This is a genomic window from Streptomyces sp. NPDC047525, assembly GCF_040643025.1.
Taxonomy (GTDB): domain Bacteria; phylum Actinomycetota; class Actinomycetes; order Streptomycetales; family Streptomycetaceae; genus Streptomyces; species Streptomyces durmitorensis.
Genome location: NZ_JBEYTL010000006.1, coordinates 535888 through 561917 on the forward strand (window position 1 = coordinate 535888; position 26030 = coordinate 561917).

Sequence of the window (26030 nt, forward strand, 5' to 3'; positions counted from 1 at the left end):
TCGTGCGAACCAGAACGACGGCGCTCGCCGTGGCGGCCGGAGCTGCCCTGCTGGCCCCTGTGTCCCTGCCCGCCGCGGCGTTTCCGCAGGAGAGCGCACCGCCGCGCGAGTCAGCGGAGAACAAAGGGGGTTCGGCCGCCCGGGAAGGGAGTGTGAGCGCTTCGGCGCTTCTCGCCAAGGTCGGATCCTGCAAACAGATCTCGCGCGGCAAGTACCGTACGGACGACGGCACCCGCGCGAACATCCCCGTCTGCGGCAAGCGGGGCGCGGTGTTCTGGAAGGCCGACATGGACATCGACTGCGACGGCCGGCCGAGCAAGGCCTGCAACCGGCGCACGGATCCGCTGTTCTTCCACGCCACCGCGTTCCAGGAATCCAACGGCCGCCAGCTGAGCGCGGAGCGCCTCCCGTACATCGTCGTGCCGGGCGCGAGCCGCCGCTGGAACCACGCGGCGCACGGCATCACGGGAGGCTCGGTGGCCGCCGTGATCCACCAGGGGAAGGTCCTGTACGCCGTCGTCGGTGACACCGGCCCCACCGGCCTCATCGGCGAGGCGTCCTACGCGGCGGCGAAGTCGCTCGGCATCCGCGCCGACCCCAGGTCCGGCGGCACCGACGCGGGCGTCACCTACCTCGTCTTCAAGGGGCCCAAGGCGTCGCCCATCCAGAGCCACCGGGCCGCGGTCACCCGAGGTGACGCGCTGGCCCGGCAGTTCCTCCGGCAGAACTGACCGGATCGCCCGGCGGGTTTCTCACGCCTTCCGGTAGGAGTACGCCTCCGCGGCCGCGGCCTCCACCGCGTCGACATCGGCGCCCGCCGACGCGGCCACCACCGCCGCGACCGCGCCCTCGACGAACGGGGCGTCCACCAGGCGGGCGCCATCGGGGAGCTCGTCGCCCTCGGCGATCAGCGCCTTCACGGTGAGGACCGCGCTGCCCAGGTCGGTGAGGATCGCGATGCCCGCGCCGCGGTCCACCTTCGCGGCGGCCTGGGCGATGAGTTCCGAGCTCGTGCCGAGGCCGCCGTCCTCGGTGCCGCCCGCGGCGGCCACGGGCGCGGTCGACCCGCCGCCCGCGAGCCCCGTGGCCAGCGCGGCGACGGATTCGGCGACGGCACCGCTGTGCGAGACGAGGACGATGCCGACCAGCTTGTCGTCACTCACGGCCGGCCTCCGCGGTCTGCACGAGGGCGTCGAACAGGAGCGCCGACGAGGTCGCCCCGGGATCCTGGTGCCCGATGCTGCGCTCGCCCAGATAACTGGCCCGCCCCTTGCGCGCCTGCAGGGGCGTCGTGGCGAGGGCGCCTTCGTTGGCCGCGTCGCGCGCCGCGCCGAACGACTCCGAGAGCGCGTCGACCGCGGGGACGAGGGCGTCCAGCATGGTCTTGTCGCCGGGCACGGCGCCGCCCAGCGCGCCGACGGCGTCGACGCCGGTGCGCAGCGCGTCGGCGAATTCCTGCTCGCTGACCTCGGCGGCATCACCGAGGGCCTTGCCGGTACGCCGGAGCAACGTCCCGTACAGCGGCCCCGACGCACCCCCCACGGTCGAGATCAGCTGCCGCCCCGCCAGGGTGAGTACGGTCCCCGGCGTGGTGGGCGCGTCCTTCTCCAGGGTGGCCGCCACGGCGGCGAACCCGCGCTGCAGATTGCTGCCGTGGTCGGCGTCACCGATCGGCGAGTCCAGCTCGGTGAGCCGCTCCGCCTCCCGGTCGACGAGTGCGGCGGCGGAGGTCAGCCACTGACGGAAGAATGCGGCATCGAGCACGGAAACTCCTTGCGCGGTAGAACAGTTGGGCAGAGAGACTGAGTCGTTCGGGGTGAGGGGCGACGGGGTGGGCGGGGTGACGACCGCGGATCAGACACCCCACCGAAGCCCGGCGGTACGGACCGGGGCGTTCCAGAGCCGCAGCAGCTCCTCGTCGACCTGACACAGGGTCACGGAGGCCCCGGCCATATCCAGCGAGGTCACGTAGTCGCCGACCAGCGTGTGCGCCACGACGACGCCGCGCTCGGCGAGGACACGCTGGACCTCGGCATTGAAGCCGTACAGCTCGAGCAGGGGAGTGGCCCCCATGCCGTTGACGAGCACGAGCACGGGGTTACGCGGACGGAGATCCTCCAGTACGGCGTCCACGGCGAAGTCCGCGATCTCACTGGACGTCATCATCGCGCGCCGCTCACGTCCGGGCTCACCATGGATCCCGACGCCCAACTCCAGCTCGCCGGTGGGCAGATCGAAGGTCGGGCTGCCCTTGGCGGGCGTGGAACAGGCGCTCAGCGCGACCCCGAAACTCCGCGAGTTCTCGTTCACCTGCCGCGCGATCGCCTCGACCCGCTCCAACGGCATGCCCTCCTCGGCCGCCGCCCCAGCGATCTTCTCGACGTACAGCGTCGCACCGGTGCCGCGCCGCCCGGCCGTGTACAGGCTGTCGGTGACGGCCACGTCGTCATTGACGAGCACCTTGGCGACCTGGATGCCCTCGTCCTCGGCGAGCTCGGCGGCCATGTCGAAGTTGAGGACGTCCCCCGTGTAGTTCTTCACGATGAACAGCACCCCCGCCCCGCTGTCCACGGCGGCAGCGGCGCGCACCATCTGATCGGGCACGGGCGAGGTGAACACCTCACCGGGGCAGGCGGCCGACAACATCCCCGGCCCCACGAACCCGCCGTGCAGCGGCTCATGCCCGGAGCCCCCGCCGGAGACGAGGGCGACCTTCCCGGCGACGGGAGCGTCCCTGCGCACGATCACGCGGTTCTCCACGTCGATCGTCAAGTCGGGATGCGCGGCCGCCATGCCCCGCAACGCGTCCGCGACGACTGTCTCCGCCACGTTGATCAGCATCTTCATGGGTACCTCCTGGTGAGATGAGCGGTTGAGCCTCTGGGCTGTGTCTTTGCAGGTCAGGCCAGGTATGTCTAATTCTCGATCTTGGCGGTTCCGCACTCCGGACTTGAGGTCATTATCGAGGGAAAAGCACCAGGTGGCGCGGGCTGTGCTCGGACTGTTCGGCTGTGAAGTGTCGCCCGCGGTCTGCGGATGACCGAGGAGCGGCAAATCGTCGCGCAGGGGCAGCTGCCCCGTGTGATGACCTTGTACACCGCCGCTCGTGCTAGGGCCGACAGCGCACGATCACGGCGCGGCTGAAGTTCGCCTCGCCGAATGCTCCAAGTCCGGCCGAGCCGACGCCCCATGCCTCGTCGGTCCCCGGGACCGGGACGATCTCGGCCAGCCGGAACGACTGCTTCCTGTCGACCTCGGTGACCTTCCCGGTGGTCCCGGCGACGTAGGGCGGCCGTGCGATGCGGCTCACCTTGCCGTCCGCGCCGCGCACCCTCTTGGCGTCGAGGACCCCCGCAGGCAGGGAACGCGACGTGCCCCACCGCTTGCCGTCCCAGTGCAGAGCGCAGGGACGATCGCCCACAGGGGTGTACCGGGGCCCGGTGTAGGGGCCGTACTCGATCCCCATCGCCCACACATCCTCGGCGCCCCGCGCGGCGAGCGTGCGCACCTGCGTCCGGCAGCCGCGGAACCCCGCATCCGCCCTCTCGACGTCCGGCATCGACTCCGCACGCCACTGCCGCCCGTCCCATCGCGCCGCCGCGAGCCGAAGAGGACGTGGCTTCGGATGGTCCGGATCCGTCTCATCAGCCTTGTCCGCCTCCGGGTTGGGGACGTTCCCGGCCACCCTGAGATCCCCGCCGGCCGTCTCCGTCGTGATGGCGTGGGCTTCCAGAGGCAGCTGGGTGGCGGTCCAGCCATGCCCGTCCCAGTGCCAGGCAGTCTGCTGCTTGGGCTGCCCGAGCACCCAGACGTCCGAGGCCCCCAGCACCGCGACCCCCGCCACCTCGTCTGCCTTGGGCGGCGCGACGGCCACCCAGCGGTCGCCGTCGTACCGGGCGGCGACCGCTGTGGGGGACGTGCCCGGCCCGTGGTGAACGCGCCCGAACAGCCAGGCACTGCCTGCACCGGCGTGCAGACTCACAGGACTGAGCGTGCCGCCGCCCAGTGCGTCACGCAGATCAGACTCCAGGTCATACCGCTGCCACCGTGAGCCGTCGAACCGCAGCATCTGCATCCGCGGACCTGAGCCGCCGGGATCACCGAGCGCCGCCATGGCCCAGGCCTCGCGCCCGGACACAGCCGCGATGTCGAGCACCTGGCTGCCGACGGAATCGACGTCGGAGACGTACTCGTACGCCCAGGCCCGCTGGGCGGCTCCTCCACCGGAACGGGAGCCACTCGGCTCCGGGTCGGCCGAGGGCGACCCCTGCGTTCCGCACCCGGCGAGCAGCGCACAAGCAGCGACAAGAGCAACCCGGCTGGTGACGCGTGGTATCGACATTCCCGGGATTGTACGGACCGGCCCAGGCCCGCCCCCTGTGCCGTCGCGAGCACTGATCAGCCGGACGCCGAGGGTGACGGGCGGCGTCCACCGCTCGTCGACGACACGATCGAACGCGTCCGCCAACAGCTCTGCAGTGTTCATCCATCCATGGTCACCGCCGCGCCGGGAACGCGCCGGAAGGGCAGGCTTCCCCCTGACGGTCGTGGACACCGCAGCCCAGCGGGGAAGTGGCGTGAGCCCATCAGGGAGATCTGCGCCCGCCGAATCGGGCAGTGGCACGGCGTCACGCATCGCACGGAACGTTCGAGGGGCCGGACGGAAGGGCAGGGTGACCGGCGGGCGGCCGACGGCATGTCCTACGGTTTCCGGAAGTCGTCCGGAGGCTTTCCGGGCGTACAGCTACGGAGGTGGGGATGGTGGCCGGGGAACGCACGCAGCGCAAGGCAGGCACGGGGAGCCCGGATGGGGTGGCGAAGGTGACGATCACCGAGATCGCGCGGGAGGCCGGGGTGTCCGTGCCGACCGTCTCGCGGGTCGTCAACGGGCGCTCGGACGTCTCGCACGCGACCCGCGCCCGCATCGAGGACCTGCTGCACCGGCACGGCTACCGGCGCCGGTCGACCGCGCCCGGGGCCCGGGCGGCCCTGCTCGACCTGGTCTTCAACGACCTGGACAGTCCGTGGGCCGTCGAGATCATCCGGGGCGTGGAGGAGGTCGCGCACGAGGCGAGCGTGGGCACGGTGGTCTCCGCGATCCACGACCGGGCGGGCGACGCGCGGCAATGGATGACCAACCTGCGGGCCCGCGCCTCCGACGGGGTGATCCTCGTGACGTCGGTGCTCGAACCCGGGCTCCAGGACGAACTGCAGCGCCTGGGAGTGCCGTTGGTGGTGATCGACCCGGCCGGATCCCCCGCCACCGAGGCGCCGACCGTGGGCGCCACGAACTGGGCGGGCGGGATGGCGGCCACCGAGCATCTGCTCCAGCTCGGGCACCGGCGGATCGGGTTCATCCAGGGCCCTCCGCGGCTGCTGTGCTCACGGGCCCGGCTCGACGGCTATCGGGCCGCGCTGGATGTATCCGGGGTCGACGTCGACGACGCGCTCGTGATGCCTGGTGACTTCTACCACGAGTCCGGATTCACCGGCGCGGGGAGGCTGTTGGACCTCGACGAACCGCCGACCGCGATCTTCGCCGCGAGCGACCAGATGGCGCTCGGCGCGATCGAGGCGCTGCGCCGTCGGGGCCTGCGGGTGCCGGAGGACATGAGCGTCGTTGGCTTCGACGACCTGCCGGAGGTGCGCTGGTCCTCGCCTCCGCTCACGACGGTCCGTCAACCCCTGTCCGAGATGGGCAAGTTGGCGGCGCGGATGCTGCTCGACCTCGCGCGGAGCGTCGATCTGGCCTCGCCGCGGGTGGAACTGGCGACCGAACTGGTGGTCCGCGCGAGCACCGCCGCGCCGCGCCGCGCATAGCGGAACGGGACACTTCGGGGGTGTCAACGCCCTTTTTTGTCAGGGGCGTTGACACCCCCTACGCATGCCCGTAATTTCCATGGCCGTCTCCCGATAGTTCTCGGAAACCTTCCGGAAGGTGCGCCATGCCAGCCTTCGACCGAGCCGTCACGTCCGCGTCCGGCGCCGCGTCCTCAGCTCTCTCCCGCCGCCGAGTCCTGGCGACCGCGTCGGCGGTGGGGCTGAGCGCGGCCGGTCTCTCCGCCTGCTCGGACTCAGGGTCCACCACCACCGACAGCCAGGGCCGAACCGTCGTGGAGTGGTGGCACATCCAGACCACGGAGCCGTCGCAGTCCGTCTGGCCCGAACGGGCCAAGGCGTTCGAGGCCGAGAATCCCGATGTGCGCATCAAGCTCGTCTCGTTGGAGAACGACGCCTACAAGTCGAAGATGACGGCGCTGACCAGTTCCGGAAAACTGCCGGACATCTACCACACCTGGGGCGGCGGTGTACTCGAGCAGCAGATCGACGCCGGTCTTGTCGAGGACCTGACCCCCTCGATCAAGCCCTGGGCGGACACTCTCATGCCGGCTTCGTTGAAGCCGTACCAGATCGAGGGGAAGACGTACGCCGTGCCCTTCGAGATCGGGGCGGTGGGCTTCTGGTACAACAAGGCGCTGTTCGCCAAGGCCGGAATCAAGGCGCCGCCCGCGACCTGGGCCGATTACCTCGACGCGGTCAAGAAGCTGAAGAGCGCCGGGATCACCCCCATCGCCCTCGCGGGCAAGGAGAAGTGGCCCGGCATGTACTACTGGGCCTACCTGTCCATGCGGATCGCCGGGGTCGACGGCATGCAGAAGGCCGCTGACGCCCAGGACTTCACGGGCGACGACTTCGTCAAGGCGGGCGAGCACCTCAAGGAGCTCGTATCGCTCCGGCCGTTCCAGAAGGGTCACCTCGGTGCCGCGTACTCCACGCCCACCGGGGAGGCGGCCGCCATGGGCAACGGCAAGGCGGCGATGGAGCTGATGGGCCAGTGGGGGCCCGTCGTGCAGGCCGACGCGGGCAAGGGAATCGGCAAGGATCTCGACTTCTTCCCGTTCCCCGCGGTCGCCGGCGGCAAGGGCGCCCGCACTGACATCTTCGGCGGAGGAGGCGGCTACGCGGTGCGCAAGGGGGCGCCGAAGGCAGCCGTCGACTTCCTGAAGTTCTTCATGACGGCCGAGTCCGACCGCATCCTCGTGGCGGAGGCCGCGATCATGCCCGTCGTGAAGGACGCCAAGAGCTCCCTGACCGACCGCAATCTCAAGGACGTCGCCGAAGCCGTCGACAAGGCCACCGCCTTCCAGCTCTACCTCGACCAGGCGTACCCGCCCGCCGTCGGCCAGGAGATCAACGACTCGGTGGCCGCCCTGATCGCCGGCTCCAAGTCGCCCGAGCAGGTGACCCGTTCGGTCACCCAGGTCGCGAAGAGCCAGTGACCGACATGGCCTCCACGTACGTGAAGGACCCCGCGCCCGCCACCGTCCCACCGCGGCAGCCCGACACCAGGGCAAGACGGCCGCTGGCCCGGCGGATCGTCGACTGGCTGACCCCCTTCTGCTTCACCCTGCCCGCCCTGCTCCTCTTCGGCGCGCTCGTGCTCGCCCCGATCCTGTACGCCCTCTACGTCAGTCTCTTCAACTGGGGTGGATTCGGGTCCCCTTCGGACTACGTCGGCTTCGACAACTACAGTCGGCTCCTGCGCGACCCGGTCTTCATCGGCGACCTGTGGCGCGGCCTGCTGCTCGTGCTGTTCTCGGTGTGCGTGCAACTGCCGTTCGCGCTGGGCATGGCCGTGCTGCTCAACCAGAAACTGCGCGGTCGGGCCCTGTACCGGATGCTGTTCTTCGCCCCTTACGTCCTGTCCGAGGTCATCACCGGCGTCCTGTTCTCCATGATGTTCGCGCCGGACGACGGGCTCGCCGACAAGGTGCTCGGCTCGGTCGGCCTCGACGGCCTCGGCGGACTGTGGTTCGCCGACCAGGACCATGTGCTGCCGACCCTGTTCCTCGTCATGACGTGGAAGTACTTCGGCTTCCACATGATGCTGTACCTGGCCGGACTGCAGGGCATCCCCGCCGAACTGCACGACGCGGCCCGCATCGACGGCGCGGGCCCCTGGCAGCGCTTCCGTCACATCACCCTGCCGCTGCTCGGGCCGACGGTCCGCATCAGTGTCTTCCTCTCCGTGATCGGCGCCATCCAACTCTTCGACCTGGTGTGGGTGGTCACGCAGGGCGGGCCGGACCACCACTCCGAGACCATGGCCGTGACCATGTTCCAGTTCGGCTTCAAGCGCTACCAGATCGGCTACGCCAGCGCGATCAGCATCGGCATGTTCCTCATCAGCCTCGTCTTCGCCCTCATCTACCAGCGCTCCGTGCTGCGCCGCGACACCCAAGGAGCCCTCACCACCATGCGAGCCTCCCGATGAGCGCGGGCGTGCGCGGAAAGCTGCGCTCCGTTCCGTTGTACGTGATGGTGTGGCTGGTCGGCATCGCCATGGTCACGCCACTGCTGTACGCGCTCGTGTCCGGGTTCAAGTCCACCGACCAGCTCTCCGACAACGCGTTCGGACTGCCGTCGCCGTGGGTGACGTCCAACTACACCGACGTACTCGCCTCCGGCTCGTTCTGGCGCATGCTGGGCGCCTCCACACTGATCGCCGTCGGCACGACCGTACTGACGGTGGGCGCCGCGGCCCTGGCCGCCTTCGCACTCGCCCGCTTCGCCTTCCGGGGCCGGGAGGTACTCTTCACCCTCTTCGCCGTGGGGCTGATGTTCCCGTTCGCCGTGGCGATCCTGCCGCTGTTCGTGCTGCTGCGCACCTTTGGGCTGCTCGACAACCCCTGGGGCGTGATCCTGCCGCAGGCCGCGTTCGGACTGCCCATCACCATCGTCATCCTGCGCGGCTTCTTCCGGGAGATCCCCGGCGAGCTCGAGGAGGCCGCCACCCTAGACGGCTGCTCGGCGTTCGGCTTCTTCTGGCGGATCCTGCTGCCCATGGCGCGGCCCGCGCTCGGTACCGTGTCCATCCTCGCCATCGTCAGCAGCTGGAACAACTTCCTGCTCCCGCTGCTGGTCTTCAGTGATCAGACCTGGTGGACGATCCCCATCGGGGTCCAGCAGTTCCAGGGGCAGTACGCCACCGACATCGCCCGCGTCTTCGCCTATCTCATCCTCGCCATGGTGCCCGCCCTCGCCTTCTATGCCGTCGCCGAACGGCAGTTGATCGGCGGCATCACCATGGGCGCCACCAAGGGCTGATCCCTCAGGCATCAACAGCTCAGCCTTCAGGCACCAACACCCCCTGTTCGCACCGTACTTGAGGAGTTCCATGGTCGAGCCATGGCAGGACACCACCCTGCCCGCCCACGCCCGGACGGCGGACCTGCTTGCCCGGATGACCACAGAGGAGAAGACCGCTCAGCTGTCCGGCGTATGGATCGGCGCCGAGCCCGACGGCAGCGGGGCCTCCGACGTCGCCCCCGGCCAGCACACCTATGCGGCCCGCAGCGCAGCCTTCGACGCCCTGTTGCCCCTTGGCCTCGGCCACCTCACCCGCCCCTTCGGTACCGTGCCCGTCGAACCCGCCGAGGGCGTCGCCCGCCTCGCCGAACTGCAGCGCACCATCCGCGCCGGCAACCGTTTCGCCCTGCCCGCGATCGCCCACGAGGAGTGCCTGACCGGGTTCACCGCCTGGCAGGCCACTGTCTTTCCGACCCCGTTGGCCTGGGGTGCCACCTACGACCCGGCGCTGATCACCGAGATGGCGCAGGCCATCGGTACGTCGATGCGTGTCGTCGGCGTCCACCAGGGGCTCGCCCCGGTCCTGGACGTCGTGCGGGATCCGCGCTGGGGCCGTACCGAGGAGGCGATCGGCGAGGATCCATACCTCGTCGGCACCATCGGCACGGCCTTTGTGCGAGGCCTGGAGTCGGCTGGGATCGTCGCCACACTCAAGCACTTCGCCGGGTACTCGGCCTCGCGCGCCGCCCGCAACCACGCGCCCGCCTCGCTCGGCTCCCGGGAGCTGGCGGACGTGATCCTGCCGCCGTTCGAGATGGCGCTGCGCGACGGCGGCGCCCGCTCCGTGATGGCCGCCTACAACGACATCGACGGCCTGCCCGCCCACGCCCACACGGAGCTGCTCACGCGACTCCTGCGCAGGCAATGGCAGTTCACCGGAACCGTGGTCTCGGACTACTACGGCGTCTCGCTCCTGGGGGAGGCGCACCGCGTCGCCGACGGGGAGGGCGACGCCGCACGGCTCGCCCTCGCGGCCGGTGTCGACGTGGAGCTGCCGGCGGCCCGCTGCTTCAACCCCGCCGACCCGCTCCCCGAGGACCTGCTCGACCGGGCCGTGCTGCGTGTCCTCACGCAGAAGTGCGAACTGGGGCTGCTCGACCCCGACTGGGAGCCCGTCGCGGGCGGAGGGACCGTCGACCTGAACCCCCCGCACATGCGGGAGCTGGCGCGGAAGGTCGCCGAGGAGTCGGTCGTCCTGCTCGCCAACGACTCCGGGGTGCTGCCACTGAGTGACGGGCCGCGCATCGCCGTCGTCGGGGCGCTCGCCGACGAACAGTCCGCCATGCTCGGCTGCTACACGTTCCCCCGGCACGTGGGCGTGCACCATCCCGAACTGGCCACGGGTGTCGAGGTGCCGACGCTCGACGAGGCGTTGCGCGTCGAGTTCCCGCACGCCGTGTTCGTCGACGATCCGACGACGGCCGACGTCTGCCTCGCCGTGGTCGGGGACCGGTCGGGTCTGTTCGGGCGCGGCTCGTCCGGCGAGGGCTGCGACGCCGAGGACCTGCAACTGCCGTACGGGCAGGGCGAGGTGCTTGACGAGGCGATGGCCTCCGGCGTGCCGGTCGTCATCGTCGTACTCAGCGGAAGGCCCTACGCACTCGGCCGCTGGGCGGACCGGGCCGCCGCCGTCGTCCAGACGTTCTTCCCCGGGCAGGAGGGTGGTGGCTCCGTCGCGGGCGTCCTCTCCGGCCGTGTCGACCCCTCCGGGCGCCTGCCCACCGGGGTGCCGCGCAGCCCCGGCGGCCAGCCCGCGCCGTACCTCGCTCCGCCGCTCGGCCGGCACGGCTTCCCGAGCACCGTGGACCCGACACCCTTGTATCCGTTCGGGCACGGCCTGTCGTACACCACGTTCAACTGGGGCCAACCGGTCTGCGAAGCACCGGAGTTCACGACCGACGGCGAGACCACGCTGCGCCTGACCGTCCGCAACACCGGTGACCGTCCCGGAACCGAAGTCGTCCAGCTCTATCTGCACGACCCGGTCGGCACCGTCGCCCGCCCCGAGGTCCGGCTCGTCGGTTACGCCCGGGTCCCGCTGGAGCCCGGTGCCGCGGCCGAGGTGCACGCCACGTTCCCCGCCGACCTCGCCGCGTACACCGGCGCCGACGGCCGTCGCGTCGTCGAACCCGGCGCCCTCGAACTGCGCGTCGCCGCCTCCAGCGCCCGGACCCACCACACCGTGCCGCTCACCCTGACCGGACCGGTGCGCGAGGTCGGGCACGAGCGCCGGATGTGGTGCGAGACGCGCGTCAAGTAGCCCGCGCCTGGCCCGGCACAGGGTTGACCGCACGTCCCTGCCCCGTAGGTGGGATGCCACAACAGCCGAGGAGAGACCTCCATGCCCACCTGTGCACGCCGCACCCCCACCGGGCCGCCACCCTTGACGACACCGCGTACGCCGATCTGCTGGGCAGCGAGTTCGGCCGGACCACCACCGGCAACGGCATGAAATGGGACGCGAGGCGCTCGGTGGGCCGATCCTCCGCCAGGGTGCCGCAGCTTGGCCTGGAGATCGCCACGCGACTCGCGGTCCGCCAGAGCGCGGCCCCTCCGCCTGGCTGAGCACAGCGCCACCAAGGGCGCCAAGTTCCCAGCTCAGCGCAGGTGTTGAAAGAATCGCGCAAGACTTTCGGGGAAAGGCCGAAAATGTTGCGCACACGGCATTGACCGAGCTCCGTCAAGCGCCCCATTATTCCTACGTCCGACGATCCGTCTGCCGTTCGGTATGCCGACCAAGCCTCGGGCTGGTCCGGCCTGGACCGGACAGTCGGCCACCTCCCCGCATCACCCCATGCGCACCAGTCGAGCCGCTATGGAGTTACCCATGCCCTTGACGCATCGTCTCCGCCCCCGTCCCCATCGCCGCCACGCCTGTGTGGCCCTGCTCATCGCCCTGCTGGCAGCGTTCTTGACCGTGCCCGCCGAGGGAGCGACACCGGCGGGCACCCCCCGGCAGGACCTGCCGGGCAGTTTCCGATGGTCTTCCACGGGACCGGTGATCTCGCCACAGCAGGACGGCAGCAACTCCGTCGCCGTCAAGGACCCCTCGGTGGTCCAGGGCAAGGACGGCAAGTGGCACGTCTTCATGACCACCGCCGCGAGAACGTCCGGCGACTGGAGCCTGGCGCAGACCAGCTTCTCCGACTGGTCCCAGGCCGCCGCCGCGAAGCAGACCCACCTGGAGACCGCTTCCAAGATCGGCCCCGGCTACCGGGCCGCCCCGCACGCCTTCTACTTCGCCCCCAAGGACGAGTGGTACCTCGTGTACCAGACCGGTCTGCCGTCGTACTCCACCACCAAGAACATCAACGATCCGACCAGCTGGTCCGCGCCGAAGAACCTCATGAGCAGCATGCCCGACGTCGTCCGGGAGAACATCGGCAACGGCAACTGGCTCGACTTCTACGTGATCTGCGACGACGCGAAGTGCTACATGTTCTCCGCCGACGACAACGGCCACGTGTACCGGTCCGAGACCACCGTCGCCAACTTTCCGAACGGCTTCGGCAACACCCGGATCGTGCTCCAGGACTCCCGCTTCGCGCTCTTCGAGGGAGGCGCGGTCTACCGCGTCAAGGGCACCGACACCTACCTGCTGATGTGGGAGGCCATCGGCGGCGACGGCAACCGGTACTACCGCTCCTTCACCTCCAAGGGTCTGACCGGCACGTGGCAGCCGCTCGCCGCCACCGAAGCCAACCCCTTCGCCCGCTCCACCAACGTCACCTTCCCCGGCGGCGCCTGGACGAAGGACATCAGCCACGGCGAGCTGCTCCGCGCCACCAACGACCAGACGATGACCATCGACCCCTGCCGGCTCCGGCTCCTCTATCAGGGCCGGGACCCCAACTCCAGCGGCGAGTACTCGCAGTTGCCCTACCGGCTCGGCCTGGCCACCCAGACCGACTCCACCTGCTGAGGCCTCCCTGTCCCCCCACGCAAGGAGTCACACATGTCGTTCAGCCGACGTACCTTCCTCGGCCTGACCGCGGCCGCGACAGCGGGGCTGGGAACCTCCCTGCTCGGCACCGCACTGCACCCTGCCTCCGGCGCCGAACTAGCCATGTCCAGTGGCGAGTTCGCCATCGGGGTGCGCCGGTTCAACTGGAGCCGTGGCGCCCGCTCGCTGTTCACCAAGGTCTTCTACCCCACTCCCGGCACCCCCGGCGGCGCCCCCGTCCCCGACGCCCCTCTCGCTGACGGCGTGTTCCCCGTGGCCGAGTGGAGCCACGGCATGGGCGGCAACTCCGATTCCTACGCCTCGCAGACCCACGCGATAGCCTCCGCCGGCTTCATCTGCCCCGCCCCCTCGTTCTCCGACAACACCAACCTCGGCTCCGTCTATGGAGGCGAATGGTCGAAGGACGTCTCCGAGGTCATCACCCGGACCCTGGCGCTGGGCGACGCCACGGGCGGCCCCTTCGCCGGGCACATCGACGCCGCGGCCGGCGTCGGCGTCTCTGGGCACTCGATGGGTGGCATGACCACCCACGGCCTGGTGACCGCCTGGCCCGACGACCGTATCGCCGCCGCGGTCCCGGTCGCCTGCGTGGACATGGGTGCCCCCGCGGCCTCGGTCGGTGCGGGCGTGCTGTTCATCCACGGCGACAAGGACCCGACCTGCGACTACGCCCTGGCCCGGCGGGCGTACGACGAACTGCCCGCGCCCAAGGCGTTCCTCACCCACGTCGGCGCGGACCACGCCGCGTACCTGAATCCGGGGTTCCCCACCTTCGGCCGGACCCAGAACACCCTCGTGGACTGGTTCCGCTGGCGTCTGTACGACGACACCGCCGCCCGCGACCGCCTCCCCGCCGACGCCACCGGCGACGGCACCCGCTGGGAAGCCGCCCTGGCCTGACGGCCCAGGCCCATGTGTACCGGCAGGGCGCTCGGCGGCGCGGTCCGTGTCAGGCGTTTCGCGCTGACCACGCCCTGAAGAGGTCCACCGATCGCACCACGCAATCCCCATCCACCCCACGAGGAGAAAACATGAACCCGTTGAAACGGCTCGGCTGTCGCCGAGCCGCAGTCCTGGGCCTGCTGGCCGCGACCGTCCTGGTGACACCCGGGACCGCGACAGGCGCGCCCGACCCCACGATCCAGGCATCCACCCTGGGCGCCCAGGCGGCCCAGTCCGGGCGCTACTTCGGAACCGCCGTGGCCGCCGGAAAGCTCGGGGACGGCACGTACACCGGCATCCTGGGCCGAGAGTTCAACTCGGTCACGCCCGAGAACGAGATGAAGTGGGACGCGACCGAGCCGTCCCGCGGCTCGTTCAACTTCGGCCCTGCCGACCAGATCGTCAACGGCGCCACGGCACGCGGCCAGAAGCTGCGCGGCCACACCCTGGTCTGGCACTCCCAACTGCCCGGCTGGGTCAGTTCCATCAGGGACGCGAACACCTTGCGCGGCGTGATGAACAACCACATCAGCACCGTGATGAACCGCTACAAGGGCAAGATCCACTCCTGGGACGTGGTGAACGAGGCGTTCGCCGACGGCACCAGCGGCCAGCTTCGCAGCTCGGTCTTCCGGGACGTGCTCGGCGACGGCTTCATCGAGCAGGCGTTCCGGACCGCCCGGTCCACCGACCCGTCGGCCAAGCTCTGTTACAACGACTACAACATCGAGGACTGGAACGCCGCGAAGACTCAGGGCGCCTACCGCATGGTGCGCGACTTCAAGGCGCGGGGCGTACCCATCGACTGCATCGGCCTCCAGGCCCACTTCGGCGCCGGCGGCCCGCCCGCCAGCTTCCAGACGACGCTGGCGAACTTCGCCGCCCTCGGCGTGGACGTACAGATCACCGAGCTGGACATCGCGCAGGCCTCGCCGACCGCGTACGCGAACACGGTCAGGGCCTGCATGAACGTCGCACGCTGCACCGGCATCACCGTCTGGGGCATCCGCGACAGCGACTCCTGGCGCGCTTCGGAGAATCCGCTGCTCTTCGACCGCGGCGGCAACAAGAAGGCGGCGTACAACGCGGTCCTGACGACGCTGGGCGGCGCGCCCGCCGCCACCCGCGGCACTCCCTGACCCAGACCAGCTCGACCTGCTGACCGACTCTGCCGTGGGGAGCGCTTCCTGTGGGAGCGCTCCCCACACTCATCGCCGACCATCCGACGCATCCCTGTCAGAGATCTGAGGTACCGTCATGCGCCGCAGACTGCTCACCCTGGTGGCAGCGCTCTCCTGGCTGCCGCTGGCGCTCGCCGCCGCACCGTCCGCCCACGCGGCCGACCCGACGACCATGACCGACGGGTTCTACGTGGACCCTGACTCCAGCGCGAAGCGGTGGGTCGCCGACAACCCCGGTGACGGCCGGGCGCCCGCGATCAACGCCTCCATCGCGGGCACCCCGACGGCCCGCTGGTTCGGCTCCTGGAGCGGCACCATCGGCACCGCCACCGGCGCGTACGTGGGCGCCGCGGACGCCCGGGACGAGCTGCCCCTCCTCGTCGCCTACAACATCTACAACCGCGACTACTGCGGCGGACACTCCGCGGGTGGAGCCTCCTCGCCGTCCGCCTACGCCGACTGGATCGCCCAGTTCGCGGGCGGGATCGCCGACCGCCCGGCACTGGTCGTCCTCGAACCGGACTCCCTCGGGGACTACGACTGCATGACCCAGGCCCAGATCGACGAACGCGAGGGCATGCTCACCGGCGCGCTCGCCGAGTTCAACCGCCAGGCTCCCCACACCTGGGTCTATCTCGACGCAGGCAACCCGGCCTGGACGAGCGCGGCGACCATGGCCCGTCGTCTCCACGAAGCCGGCCTCCGACAGGCCCACGGCTTCTCGCTCAACGTCTCCAACTACCTGACCACGGCCGAGAACACCGCGTACGGCAATGCCGTCAAGAGCGAACTCAACGCCCGGTACGGCTACATCAAGCCGTTTGTCGTGGACACCAGCCGCAACGGCAATGGTTCCGACGGCCAGTGGTGCAATCCCTCAGGCCGCCGAATCGGCACGCCCACGCAGCTGGGCGGAGGCGCCGAGATGCTCCTGTGGATCAAGGTACCGGGGGAGTCCGACGGCGACTGCGGTGCCGGAACCGGCTCCTCGGCCGGACAGTTCCTCCCCGAGCTCGCCTACAAGATGATCTACGGCTACTGATCCGGAAACAACTCGGCGCGGTTTCGGTGATACCGAGCTGTTTTCAGTCGGACTTCTCAACCGCGCTGTGAAACAGCATCGATTCCAACCTGCCACATTTCATGGTTCCCACATTCTGCCGTGATCTCGGCCGTCGCCTGAGCCGCGGTGAAGAAGTCATCGACCACCGGCGAGGTGCGCGATGCGGCCGCCGCGAGGCACACCTGATCGGGCGCCAGGTCCGGGATGGGCACATAGACGACTTCCGGATGTGAGGAGAACACGGCGGCCGAACGGGCCAGGAAGGAGATGCCCCGGCCCGCCGCGACATGCTCGAGCGTCTCGTCCACCCCGCGTACCAGGTACCCGGCGTTGGGGTGCGGGCGCCTGGTGGGCTGCGTGCTCGGGTCGGCATGCCAGACCAGCGGTTCGCCGGCCAGGTCGGCCTCGGTGACCTCCTCCTTGCCGGCCAACCGGTGGCCGGTGGGCAGCACCGCCACCCGCGGCTCGGTGTACAGCGGGGTGACGCGCAGGCCGGCCTCGTCGATGGGCAGCCGCACATAGGCGACGTCGATGCGGCCGTCGAGCAGCATCGGGGCCTGGTCGTCCCCTTCGATCCGCTGCACGTCCACGACCACGTCCGGGTGCCGGGCCTCGAACGCCCGCGCCGCGGGGATGACCGGGATGCCGGCCCGGAAACCGACCGTCAGCCGCCGGCTGCCGCGGGCGGCGACGGACACCCGGCGACGGGCCGCGTGCGCGGAGGCGAGCAGCGGGCCGGCGTCGTCCAGCAGTTGCCGGCCCGCGTCGGTCAGCGCTACGCCGTGGCGATCCCTGGTGAACAGCGTGGCGCCGAGATCCTTTTCGAGCGCGCGGATCTGCCGACTGAGCACCGGCTGCGCGATATGCAGCTCGTCGGCGGCGCGGCCGAAGTGCAACTGGTCGGCCACGGCGACGAAGTAACGCAGTTTGCGCAGGTCCAGATCCATGGCGCCCCCCAGTTCGGTGATGCCTTCAAGGTATCACCGCGGCTAAAAGAGGTCTTGGACGCCCACTCAGGCCAATGACAACCTGAATAGGTACCCAGCTGAATAGGCGCCTAGGGGGGGCGAAGCGAATTCAGCACATGAATTCCACATCGAAACTTGATAGCAGGGCTCAGGTCTGGCCTGCGCAAAACTGTCTGACAACAGGAAGAGAGAGCACACCTCATGAGCAGCATCACTCTCATAGGCACGGGGAACATGGCCCGGACCATCGGCACGCTCGCAGTGGCGGGCGGCAACACCGTCGAGGTCATGGGACGTGATCAGTCCAAGGCCGATGACCTGGCCAAGGCTCTGGGCGGCGGCGCGACGACGGGCAAGTGGGGCGCCGTCCCGGCCGGGGACATAGTCATCACGGCCCTGTTGTACGACGGTGTCGTTCCGGTCGTCACCTGGTACGGAGACGCTCTCGCGGGCAAGGTCATCGTCGACATCAGCAACCCCTTCAACGCCACGTTCGACGGACTGGCCCACAGCGAGGAGACCTCGATCGCGCGGGAAGTCGCCAAGGTGGCCCCGGCGGGCGCCAGCGTGGTGAAGGCGTTCAACACCATCTTCGGCCATGTCCTGGAGAAGGGGCGGCCCAACGTCTTCATCGCTGGCGACAATACGCAGGCCAAGGTGGACGTGGCGGCATTCGTCGAGAGCCTCGGGCTGCGCCCGCTGGACGTCGGCGGCCTGAAAATGGCGCACTGGCTGGAAGGAATGGGCTTGGTCACGGTGAGCCTCGCCGGCAACGGGGTCGGCCACTGGGACTTCGCCCTTGGCGTCGACGAGTTCACCGGCTGAGCCCCCTGACACGGGTTGATGGATCACCGACTCGCTGATGTCGGATCTCAAGTCCGGGTCTCGCCCTTGAGCCAGTCCGGTGTGTGGAATCCTCCGCCGCCGTACATCGGGAGCTTCACCGACTCGCCGTAGCGGGCGAGCTGGCTCCAAGGGCGGTTGAGGCCCGCGGAGCCGTAGCTGCGTACCCGGGCGACGGTGTCGAGGTCGAGGACGTCGACGAGGATCTCCGCGCCGGGTCCTGCCTGTTGGCGCACGATGCCCTCTGGGTCGACGACGGCGCTCTGTCCGACCCCGGCCGGGTCGCCTGCGTTGACGTTGACGACGTAGACCTGGTTGGTCCAGGCGTTGGCGCGTGCACAGACCAGTTCCATCTCCCGGTCGCGGGTGGGGGTGAGGGTGGGCTGGATGACGATCTCCGCGCCCAGCCAGGCGAGTTGGCGCACCGTTTCGGGGAACGACCCGTCGTAGCAGATGGCCAGGCCCACCCGGCCCACGCCGGGGATGTCGAAGACGGTGAACTCGTGACCGGGGGTGGTCTTCTCGTACGGCTGCCACGGGAAGACCTTGCGGTAGCGGGCGGCGATCTCACCCTCCGGTGAGACGGCCAGGGCGGTGTTGTAGACGTGCCCGTCATCGGCGCGCTCGTACACGCTGCCCGGGACGAGCCACAGGCCGGTCTCCACGGCCAGGGCGCAGATCCGGTCGGTGAGCGGGCCCGGGATCGCGACGGCGGCTTGCTCCATCCAGTCGTCGGCGGCCGGTTGGAGCAGGGCGCCTTCCGCGGCGAGCAGCAGCTCGGGCGCGATGACGAGTTGCACGTGGGGGAACAGGCCGCGGGTGGTGCGGACCTGGTCGGCGAAGCGCTGCCAGCTTGCCTCGAGGTCGTGGGGTACGGGGGTGGTCTGCAGGGCGGCGATGGCGAGTGTGCGCATGAGTGTGTCAGTCCTCGGTGATGGTGAGTTCGGCCACCGTGGTGCGGCCGTCGCGGAAGAAGCGGTGAAAGCGGGTGCGGGCGACGGCCAGGGCCAGGGCTCCGCAGGCGATGGAGCCGGCGCCGAGGAGGAAGACTCCGCCGATGCCGTGGAACGAGGTGCTGCCGTAGGCCGGGTCGTACATGTCGTGGGCGCTGCGGGCGAAGGCGGCCAGCATCATCAGCCCGCCGAGCAGGGGCAGGACTCCGCGCAGCAGCAGGTCGCGGAGCGAGTTCCGCAGCCGTCCCCGGAAGTACCAGACACAGGCGAGCGCGGTGGTGCCGTAATAGCAGGCGATCAGCAGCCCGATGCACAAGATGGCGTCGCCGAGGAAGTCGGCGGAGACGAGCGTGAGCAGGACGAGCAGACCGGCGGCCGTCGCGCCGATGAAGACGGTTCCGAAGCCGGGGGTGCGGTGCCGGGGATGGACGCGGGCGAAGGCGGACGGCAGAGCGCCGTGGGCGGCCATGGACAGGATGCCGCGGGAGGAGCCGACGAGGCTGGTGAGCAGGGCGGAGACCGCGGACACGCAGACGGCCAGCTGCATCACCTTGGCCGGCGCCGCGCCGAGGACCGGTGGGGCGAGGGTGGACAGGATGTCGGCGGCGTTGTCGGGATTGCCGAGCCCGGTGCCGCCGGTGCCGATGCCGGCGAAGCTGATCGCCGCGAAGGCGGTGAACAGGTAGGTCGCGAGGAGTACGAGGGTGGAGATGACGGCGGCCTGGCCGGCGACGCGCTCCCCGTCGCGCGTCTCCTCGTTCGCGGTGATCAGCGCGTCCCAGCCCCAGTAGATGAACAGGCACAGCATCACCGCCTCGGCGAAGGGGCCGAAGCCGTCGAAGGCGAAGGGGTTGAGCCAGCTCAGGGACGGGGTGACGGCGCCGTGGCGGGCGAAGGCGGCGGCCCCGAATCCGAGCAGGGCGGTCAACTGCAGGCCGAGCAGCACGTACTGGACGGACGCCGCGAGATGCAGGCCCCGGTAGGCGATCGAGGTGACCGCCGCGAGCAGAGCCACCGCGGTGATCGTCACGGCCGTGCTGCTGCCGGCGAGGGAGTGCAGGCCGAGCAGTTGCAGCAGGTACGTGGCGCCGACCTGGGAGAGGGCCGTCATCGCGATGAACGTGGCGACCTGCACCACCCAGCCGCCGGTGAGCCAGCCGGTCAGCGGGCCGAACGCCCGCGTGGTCCAGACGAAGGTGGTGCCGCAGTCCGGCATCTCGCGGTTCAACTCGCGGAAGGCGAACGCGGTGAGCAGGATCGGGACGAAGCCGAGCAGGAGTGCGGCCGGCGCGAGGTTCCCGACGGTCAGGGTCACGAAGCCGAGGGTGATGGCGATGCTGTAGGCCGGGGCGACGCAGGACAGCCCGAGAGTGACGGACGCGAGCAGGCCCACCGAGCCTCCGCGCAGCCCCTTGCCCGTGGCGGACGCAGGCCTCGTTCCGGCCTCGGCTTCGGTTGGGTCGGGCATGGTGCCTCCGTGGGCCGCAGGTTTGTTAAACGCAGATTTAAGACTTGGGCCGCTGGATCGTCAATACCAATCGAGCTATCGTTAAATTTTTCTGCAACAGGGCTGAAGAGGAGACGGGCGTGGCCGCCAGGAAGGGCAGTAGCAAGGAGGCCCGCCGGGCCGAGCTGGGCAAGGCCGTGGAGCGCGCTCTGGTGGCGCGCGGTCTTGAGGGCCTGCGGCTGCGTGATGTCGCGGAGGAGGCGGGGGTCACGCCCGCCGCGGTGCTCTACTACGGCGACCTGGACGCTCTGGTTCACGTGACCTACCAGCAGGCCATCGAGCGCTACAGCCAGGAACGCGAAGAGGCCGCGCACCACTTCGCCGACGCGCGCGACCAACTCGCGGCCTGCATCGACAAGGGGGTCGCCGGCGGACCCGACGACGCGCTGACGCGGCTGCTCTTCGAGTACTGGCCGCGCTGCCTGCGTGACGCCAAGGCCGCGGCCCTCGACAGCGCACTGACGGAACGTCAGATTGCCGTCTACTCAGGAATCCTGGTCCTGGGGCAGGCTCAGGGGCACTTCACGTTGCAGGACCCGCCGCGCCTGCTCGCCGCCAGTTTCGTCGCCATGGAGGACGGCTACCAGATGGAAGTCCTCGCAGGCCGCCGCACCCGCGCCGAGGTGATCACCGCGCTGCGCGCCTACGCCCGCGCGGTCACGGGCCATGACGTGGCCGACCGCGCCTGAGGCCGCGGAACGCGGTGGTTGAGTTCATCGCGTATGCGTAGTCGCAGGAGGTCTGCCGGAAGGAGCACCATACGGGGCGCCCCGGGGCCTTCGTCCTCTGATCAAACCGCTAACCTCCGTACGCATGACCGATATTGAAACGCGCGACCGGTTCGCGGGTGAGCTCGCGAGACCGCCGGCTCGCCGCGTCCTGTGGCTTGCCGCGGGTGGCACCGCGGCCTTACTTTTCGCCGACCTCGCCACGCGTGCCTACAACCATTACGACCCCATACCGGCCGTCCGCAGGTTGGTGAACGTCGACGTCGAGGCCAACCTGGCCACCTGGTGGAACAGCACGCTGCTCCTTGCCGTGGCGGGCGTGGCGCTGACCGCCGCGCTGCTCAGCGGGCGCGACGCGCGCCCCGGGCGACTGTCCTGGCTGGGGCTTTTCGGCGCGACCGCACTGCTGAGCATCGACGAGACGGTCTCGTTGCACGAGCGCCTCGGCGAGGTCGGCCGGTCGTGGAAGGAGTGGGCCGGGGGTTCGCTGCCCACGCACGCCTGGGTGCTGCCCGGCGCGGTGCTCGCGGCGGGCGGCACCGCCATCGCCGTGCTGTGGGCGCGCAAGCTCCCGCGCGACCTGCGGCGCGGGCTCCTTGCCGCACTGGGGGTGTATCTGGGCGGGGCGCTGCTGACCGAGGCGTTCAACGGCTGGGCGCACGCGCACGGTCACAGCACCGTGCTGATGCTGGGAACGATCGTGGAGGAGGGTTTGGAGATGGGCGGCTGCCTGGTCGCCCTCGCCGTCCTCGGCCGGTACGTGGTGCTGGAGGCTGACCCGGAGTCCGGGCGCGCGGCGGTCCGGCTGCGGGACGGCTAGACCGGACGGCTGGGCCGGACGGCGGCTGACCCGCCAGACGTGGAGCGTCCAGAAGTGGTCACCGGGCTGACGTGGTGTCGGGGCGCGCCGCCCGGGGGCGGGGCGGGCTGCCGGAGGGGAGACAGCCCGCGCGCCTACTGGGGGTCGCGGTTGAACTGCGCCGTCGACCAGCGGTAGCCGAGTGCGATCAGGGCGACGCACCAGGCGATCGCGATCCAGCCGTTGTTGCCGATCTCGGTGCCGAGGAGGAGGCCGCGCAGGGTTTGGCGACAGTCCCTGCGCTAGTCAGCGCCACTGAGTACCGGTACACGGTAACGCTGACTACCGGTACTAAGCAAGACGGAGTAGCGGAGGTGCGGGCCGGAGGGGGAGCGCGGTGGAGAGGGAGGGCCGCAGGGGCTCAGTGCCGCGGGCCGCCGTGGTCACGGTGGCGGTGGTGCAGGGCCGAGTGAACGGCCAGGGCGAGGAGGGCAAGGACCGCGAAGAGGATCGCCAGGCCCGCCAGCGCCCAGGGGCTGGGAGGCCCGCCGCTTGCCCACACCCCGAAGAGCACGGCCAGGACCAGGAAGAGCGGCGTGTAGACGTAGGTGAGCAGGTGGCGCAGGCGATGGGCGCGTTGTGTGTGCAACGGGGACGCGCCGTCCTGACCGTGGGTGCGCGGTCCAGGGTCCGGGGGGCCGGATGCCGTGTGCGGGTGCCCGCGGCGGCCGGGGTGTTCGCCTTTCATGGCTACCTCCAGCAGCTGAGGGCACAGGCTGCCGTTGGTTCTCGTCAAGCTCAAGGATAGTCCTGCCGGGCCGCCCCTCCGGGGTGGAGTCGGACCGCCCCTTCCGGGGTGGAGCTGGACCGGCCTTCCAGGATCAGGCCGGGTGGCCGGGGGTGAGGTCGGCGACGTCGCTCAGGCGGAGCAGTTCCTGGTGCGGCGGCGGGTCGGCGCCCGCCTCCACCGGGGTGAGATGAAAGCCCACGTGATCTCCCCAGTCCGCGCGCCGCTCGACCTTGCCGACCCACCAGGCGCAGGAGTCCGTGAGTACGGGAGTCCCGCCCGTGCGCGGTTCCCACGGGATGTCGGCGAACTTGTCGACCCGGTCGCCGCACTCGCCCCCGAACAGCCGCGCCAGTTGGTGCTGTTCGCGCCCGAGAAGATGTACGCCGAGGAGCGCGGAGCCCTGGGCCACGCGATACGTGTGGTTCGCCCGCGACAGCCACACCACGAAGCGAGGCGGATCAAGCGAACACTGCGAGGCGAATCCCACCAGGCAGCCCGCGGGCACGCCGTCGGCGGCCGCCGTCACCACGTACATCGGGTAGTCGAGCCGGTCGGTGAACCCGTCCACATCCACCAAAGGGACCACCTCTCCTGGGTCGGGACATCCGGTGCCGCGTCTCCCATCATGCCGAGGGGCGCACCCATGTGCTGGGTGCGCCCCTCGGGATCTACGCGGTCCGAGCGTCAGACCAGGTCGTCGTCCACGTCCTGACGCTGCTGCGCGCGCGCATCGCCCGGGTTGCGCTCCTGCCGGCGGTTCTGGCCCGGCTGTGCGGGATCCTGCTCGCGCCGGCCCCGCTGTGCCGGCTCCTGGCGGCCGGGGGCCTGACGGGACGGATCGACGGACCGCTTTTGCTTGCCCATGAGTTCACTCCTCGTGAGGGCGGATTTGGTTTTCTCATCGTGGCATGGGCGGTAACCCAGTGCATGTCAAGCGATTGCGCTGCGTGATGATCCCTGGTGAGGAGTGCCGCCGAGGGCGGGATTACCGCTCGGTCACCCTCCAGCGCTGGTTGGCCCCGGAGTTCGGTGTCCACGTCGTGACGGCGGCTCCGTCGTGCGTGGCCTGGCCGCCGACCTCGAGCAGTCGGCCCGTGGCCGCGTTGACGAGGGTCCATGTGCCGTCACCCGTCGTGGACATGATCCACTGGACGGCCTTGTCGCGGGGACCGGTGTCGGGCTCGACCACCGGCGCGCCGTCACGGACGGCCAGCCGCTTTCCCTGCGCCGAGTCGGCGAACACGTACCGCCGCTGATTTCCGGTGTCACCGCTGATCTGCCGCAGCCGCCACCGCTGGGCGCCCGTGTCCGCGGCGGTCTTGATGACGAGGCCGGTGCCGTTGTCGGCGACGGTGAGTTCCTTGCCGCTCTGGACGCCGGTCAGCCCGTACGTGTGGTCCTTCTGCAGCGGGGCGGCGTCCTTCGCGACACCGGAGACCCCCTTGACGAGGAACGAGGTCACCGACTGGGCGGGCACCGTGAAGGTGGCCTTCTTGCCGCTGACGTCGATGGCGTCGTGCCGTTCGAGCTTGCCCTCGGCGCTGGTCACGACGGGGGTGATGGTGGCCGCGCCGCGCACACGGCCGAACTTGGACAGGTCGACCGTGACCGTGCGCTCGGCGGTCGTGCTGTTGACGTGGACGACCGTCGCCGCGTCGCCCTTCTGGGACACGGCGGCGGCGCTCGAGGTGTCGTCGACGTTGACGAGCCGGTCGCCGGGCTTGATGAAGTGGGTGAAGTTGCGGGCCGTGTCGAACTTCGTGTTCGTACGGATGGGGCAGGTCTCCAGGGTGTCCTTGGAGGTGCAGCTGAACGGCAGTTGGATGCTGCCCCAGTTGCCGCCCTTGGCGGACTCGCCGCCGGGCTTCATGTTGTCGTAATCCTCCACCGGCTGCCAGAACACCCAGGCCTTCGGCTCCAGTTCACGCAGGTCGTCGACCATCCGTTGGGCCATGCCGAGGCCCGGCCGCATGTCGTCGAAGTCCTGGCCGTCGCCCCAGTCGCCCTCGACCTCGCTCATCCACAGCGGCTTGTCCGCCGCCTTGGCCAGATCGCGCACGCTGGTGCGTCCTTCGGTGCCGTAGGTGTGGACGTTCATCTGGCTGACGGCGTCCCTGACCTCCTGCGGGTAGGAGTTCCAGTTCCGCGTGAAGGTGGTGGGATTGGTCTCGTCCATCGCGGAGATCTTCGCTCCGGACCCGGACTTCTTGAGGGCCGGGTCGAGGGCACGGATCACCTTCTGCTGGAGCTCGGGGCCGATATGAGCTCCCTCCTGCCGGCCGCCGACCGGCTCACCGTCCGCTCCCAGACGGGTGCCCCAGTAGTCCGTGTTCGGTTCGTTGAACGGGTCGAGGGTGTCGACCTTGATGCCGTGGGACTTCTCGAGACGCTCGGTCGCGCCCACCAGGTAGGAGGCGAAGTCGTCGACGGACTCGGTCTTGAGCTGGTCGTCGCTCGCGTCGAAGCCGCCCGAGACATAACCGCTCTCGGTCATGAACCACGGCGGCGAGTTGCTGAACGTCTCCCAGTGGTCGACGTCGTCCTTGATCCGGTCGACCCACCAGCGCTGGGTGGCGTCGGCCTTCGGGTTCCAGTCGGCCGGGTCCGTGGCGCTCCACCAGTCGGTGTCCTCGCGGGTGGTGCCCGCCGGGGCCTTCCACCAGCCGTCGACCGCGCCCCCGGGGCGCAGATAGTCCTTGACGTCGGGGGCGTTGCCGCCGCCTATGTTGTAGCGGGCGATGTTCAGGGCCAGGCCGTCGTCGCCGAAGAGGAGCCCGGCCAGCTTCTCGCGTATCTCCTTGGGATAGTCGCCGGTGGCGTTGGCGAACCAGACCAGGCTCGTGCCCCAGCCCTCGAACCTCTCGTGCTGGTAGGAGGGATCGGGCCGGACGGTGACGGCGTCGGATGCCGCGGCGGCCGACTGCGGCGGGGCGGTGACCAGGGCCGCCCCGGTGGCCAGGGCGGTGATGCCGACGATGCCGATGAGCCGCCTCGTGCGGGTCCTCGTAGGGGTCATCGTGCGAGTTCTCGTGCGGGTGCGAGGTGCCAACGTGTGCTCCCAACTCGGGTGCGCTGCGGAGCCGTGTCGCCCCCCCATGCGGGCAGGACGGCACGGCTCTGGGACGGGTGGCGCTGTACAGGA

At 70.0% G+C, this 26030-nt stretch carries 24 protein-coding genes and 2 pseudogenes; 14 read left to right on the forward strand and 12 right to left on the reverse strand.

Annotated elements, in window-relative coordinates; translation table 11 throughout:
* Nucleotides 1–2: 2 nt before the first annotated feature.
* A complete protein-coding gene (locus ABZ833_RS20555; protein ID WP_361048599.1) occupies nucleotides 3–731 on the forward strand; it encodes a glycoside hydrolase family 75 protein in 729 nt (242 codons plus the stop codon).
* A gap of 21 nt (nucleotides 732–752) precedes the next feature.
* Here the strand turns inward: ABZ833_RS20555 and ABZ833_RS20560 are convergent, their stop codons facing one another.
* The 4 genes from ABZ833_RS20560 to ABZ833_RS20575 form a co-directional block, all read right to left on the reverse strand.
* The gene (locus ABZ833_RS20560) at nucleotides 753–1163 is read right to left on the reverse strand and encodes a PTS fructose transporter subunit IIA (protein WP_361048601.1); all 411 of its coding nucleotides are present in this window, start codon (nucleotides 1161–1163) and stop codon (nucleotides 753–755) included.
* The gene (gene dhaL / locus ABZ833_RS20565) at nucleotides 1156–1764 is read right to left on the reverse strand and encodes a dihydroxyacetone kinase subunit DhaL (protein ID WP_361048603.1); all 609 of its coding nucleotides are present in this window, start codon (nucleotides 1762–1764) and stop codon (nucleotides 1156–1158) included. The genes ABZ833_RS20560 and dhaL overlap by 8 nt, the downstream gene beginning before the upstream one ends.
* Before the next feature lie 90 nt (nucleotides 1765–1854).
* Nucleotides 1855–2847 (reverse strand): dihydroxyacetone kinase subunit DhaK, encoded by a 993-nt coding sequence (gene dhaK, locus ABZ833_RS20570; RefSeq protein ID WP_361048605.1) that lies wholly within the window; start codon nucleotides 2845–2847, stop codon nucleotides 1855–1857.
* 262 nt (nucleotides 2848–3109) lie between these two features.
* Complete coding sequence (locus ABZ833_RS20575; RefSeq protein ID WP_361048607.1) at nucleotides 3110–4342, reverse strand: hypothetical protein; 1233 nt, start codon at nucleotides 4340–4342, stop codon at nucleotides 3110–3112.
* Nucleotides 4343–4758: 416 nt separating this feature from the next.
* Here ABZ833_RS20575 and ABZ833_RS20580 point away from each other — a divergent pair, with 416 nt between their 5' ends.
* The 10 genes and pseudogenes from ABZ833_RS20580 to ABZ833_RS20625 all read left to right on the forward strand — a co-directional run bounded on the left by ABZ833_RS20580 (nucleotide 4759) and on the right by ABZ833_RS20625 (nucleotide 16279).
* Nucleotides 4759–5820 (forward strand): LacI family DNA-binding transcriptional regulator, encoded by a 1062-nt coding sequence (locus ABZ833_RS20580; protein ID WP_361048609.1) that lies wholly within the window; start codon nucleotides 4759–4761, stop codon nucleotides 5818–5820.
* Between the two features lie 125 nt (nucleotides 5821–5945).
* Complete coding sequence (locus ABZ833_RS20585; protein ID WP_361048611.1) at nucleotides 5946–7280, forward strand: extracellular solute-binding protein; 1335 nt, start codon at nucleotides 5946–5948, stop codon at nucleotides 7278–7280.
* Between the two features lie 5 nt (nucleotides 7281–7285).
* A complete protein-coding gene (locus tag ABZ833_RS20590) occupies nucleotides 7286–8275 on the forward strand; it encodes a sugar ABC transporter permease (protein WP_361048613.1) in 990 nt (329 codons plus the stop codon).
* Complete coding sequence (locus ABZ833_RS20595; RefSeq protein ID WP_361048615.1) at nucleotides 8272–9108, forward strand: carbohydrate ABC transporter permease; 837 nt, start codon at nucleotides 8272–8274, stop codon at nucleotides 9106–9108. The genes ABZ833_RS20590 and ABZ833_RS20595 overlap by 4 nt, the downstream gene beginning before the upstream one ends.
* Before the next feature lie 70 nt (nucleotides 9109–9178).
* Nucleotides 9179–11410 carry a glycoside hydrolase family 3 N-terminal domain-containing protein gene (locus ABZ833_RS20600; protein WP_361048616.1) on the forward strand — a complete coding sequence of 744 codons (2232 nt, stop codon included), beginning with the start codon at nucleotides 9179–9181 and terminating at the stop codon, nucleotides 11408–11410.
* Nucleotides 11411–11463: 53 nt separating this feature from the next.
* Nucleotides 11464–11715 carry a hypothetical protein gene (locus ABZ833_RS20605; protein ID WP_361048618.1) on the forward strand — a complete coding sequence of 84 codons (252 nt, stop codon included), beginning with the start codon at nucleotides 11464–11466 and terminating at the stop codon, nucleotides 11713–11715.
* A gap of 262 nt (nucleotides 11716–11977) precedes the next feature.
* Complete coding sequence (locus tag ABZ833_RS20610; RefSeq protein WP_361048620.1) at nucleotides 11978–13072, forward strand: non-reducing end alpha-L-arabinofuranosidase family hydrolase; 1095 nt, start codon at nucleotides 11978–11980, stop codon at nucleotides 13070–13072.
* 33 nt (nucleotides 13073–13105) lie between these two features.
* Nucleotides 13106–14014, forward strand: a complete 909-nt coding sequence (locus ABZ833_RS20615) for a twin-arginine translocation signal domain-containing protein (protein ID WP_361048622.1) — start codon at nucleotides 13106–13108, stop codon at nucleotides 14012–14014.
* A 131-nt stretch (nucleotides 14015–14145) separates the two neighbouring features.
* Nucleotides 14146–15183 (forward strand): annotated as a pseudogene (locus ABZ833_RS20620) (endo-1,4-beta-xylanase); the annotation flags it as partial.
* A gap of 130 nt (nucleotides 15184–15313) precedes the next feature.
* Nucleotides 15314–16279 (forward strand): glycoside hydrolase family 6 protein, encoded by a 966-nt coding sequence (locus tag ABZ833_RS20625; protein ID WP_361048624.1) that lies wholly within the window; start codon nucleotides 15314–15316, stop codon nucleotides 16277–16279.
* A 56-nt stretch (nucleotides 16280–16335) separates the two neighbouring features.
* Here the strand turns inward: ABZ833_RS20625 and ABZ833_RS20630 are convergent, their stop codons facing one another.
* Nucleotides 16336–17247, reverse strand: a complete 912-nt coding sequence (locus ABZ833_RS20630; protein WP_361048626.1) for a LysR substrate-binding domain-containing protein — start codon at nucleotides 17245–17247, stop codon at nucleotides 16336–16338.
* Between the two features lie 222 nt (nucleotides 17248–17469).
* Here ABZ833_RS20630 and ABZ833_RS20635 point away from each other — a divergent pair, with 222 nt between their 5' ends.
* Nucleotides 17470–18093 carry an NAD(P)-binding domain-containing protein gene (locus tag ABZ833_RS20635; protein ID WP_361048628.1) on the forward strand — a complete coding sequence of 208 codons (624 nt, stop codon included), beginning with the start codon at nucleotides 17470–17472 and terminating at the stop codon, nucleotides 18091–18093.
* Nucleotides 18094–18140: 47 nt separating this feature from the next.
* On the opposite strand, the gene ABZ833_RS20640 is transcribed toward ABZ833_RS20635, so the two are convergent.
* Complete coding sequence (locus ABZ833_RS20640; protein ID WP_361048630.1) at nucleotides 18141–19025, reverse strand: carbon-nitrogen hydrolase family protein; 885 nt, start codon at nucleotides 19023–19025, stop codon at nucleotides 18141–18143.
* A gap of 7 nt (nucleotides 19026–19032) precedes the next feature.
* The gene (locus tag ABZ833_RS20645) at nucleotides 19033–20532 is read right to left on the reverse strand and encodes an APC family permease (RefSeq protein WP_361048632.1); all 1500 of its coding nucleotides are present in this window, start codon (nucleotides 20530–20532) and stop codon (nucleotides 19033–19035) included.
* A 119-nt stretch (nucleotides 20533–20651) separates the two neighbouring features.
* Here ABZ833_RS20645 and ABZ833_RS20650 point away from each other — a divergent pair, with 119 nt between their 5' ends.
* Together ABZ833_RS20650 and ABZ833_RS20655 are read left to right on the forward strand one after the other, a co-directional pair.
* Nucleotides 20652–21260 carry a TetR/AcrR family transcriptional regulator gene (locus tag ABZ833_RS20650; protein ID WP_361048634.1) on the forward strand — a complete coding sequence of 203 codons (609 nt, stop codon included), beginning with the start codon at nucleotides 20652–20654 and terminating at the stop codon, nucleotides 21258–21260.
* 124 nt (nucleotides 21261–21384) lie between these two features.
* The gene (locus ABZ833_RS20655) at nucleotides 21385–22119 is read left to right on the forward strand and encodes a hypothetical protein (protein WP_361048636.1); all 735 of its coding nucleotides are present in this window, start codon (nucleotides 21385–21387) and stop codon (nucleotides 22117–22119) included.
* Between the two features lie 134 nt (nucleotides 22120–22253).
* On the opposite strand, the pseudogene ABZ833_RS20660 reads toward ABZ833_RS20655, so the two are convergent.
* From ABZ833_RS20660 to ABZ833_RS20680, 5 genes and pseudogenes are all read right to left on the reverse strand, one after another.
* Nucleotides 22254–22385 (reverse strand): annotated as a pseudogene (locus tag ABZ833_RS20660) (ABC transporter permease); the annotation flags it as partial.
* A 134-nt stretch (nucleotides 22386–22519) separates the two neighbouring features.
* Nucleotides 22520–22747 (reverse strand): hypothetical protein, encoded by a 228-nt coding sequence (locus tag ABZ833_RS20665; protein WP_361048638.1) that lies wholly within the window; start codon nucleotides 22745–22747, stop codon nucleotides 22520–22522.
* A 232-nt stretch (nucleotides 22748–22979) separates the two neighbouring features.
* Nucleotides 22980–23465: a flavin reductase family protein gene (locus ABZ833_RS20670; protein ID WP_361048640.1), complete on the reverse strand. Its 486-nt coding sequence runs from the start codon at nucleotides 23463–23465 to the stop codon at nucleotides 22980–22982.
* 107 nt (nucleotides 23466–23572) lie between these two features.
* Nucleotides 23573–23752, reverse strand: a complete 180-nt coding sequence (locus ABZ833_RS20675; protein ID WP_249591674.1) for a hypothetical protein — start codon at nucleotides 23750–23752, stop codon at nucleotides 23573–23575.
* A 121-nt stretch (nucleotides 23753–23873) separates the two neighbouring features.
* Nucleotides 23874–25904, reverse strand: coding sequence for a glycoside hydrolase (locus tag ABZ833_RS20680; RefSeq protein ID WP_361048642.1), 2031 nt, complete (start codon nucleotides 25902–25904; stop codon nucleotides 23874–23876).
* Nucleotides 25905–26030: the final 126 nt, after the last annotated feature.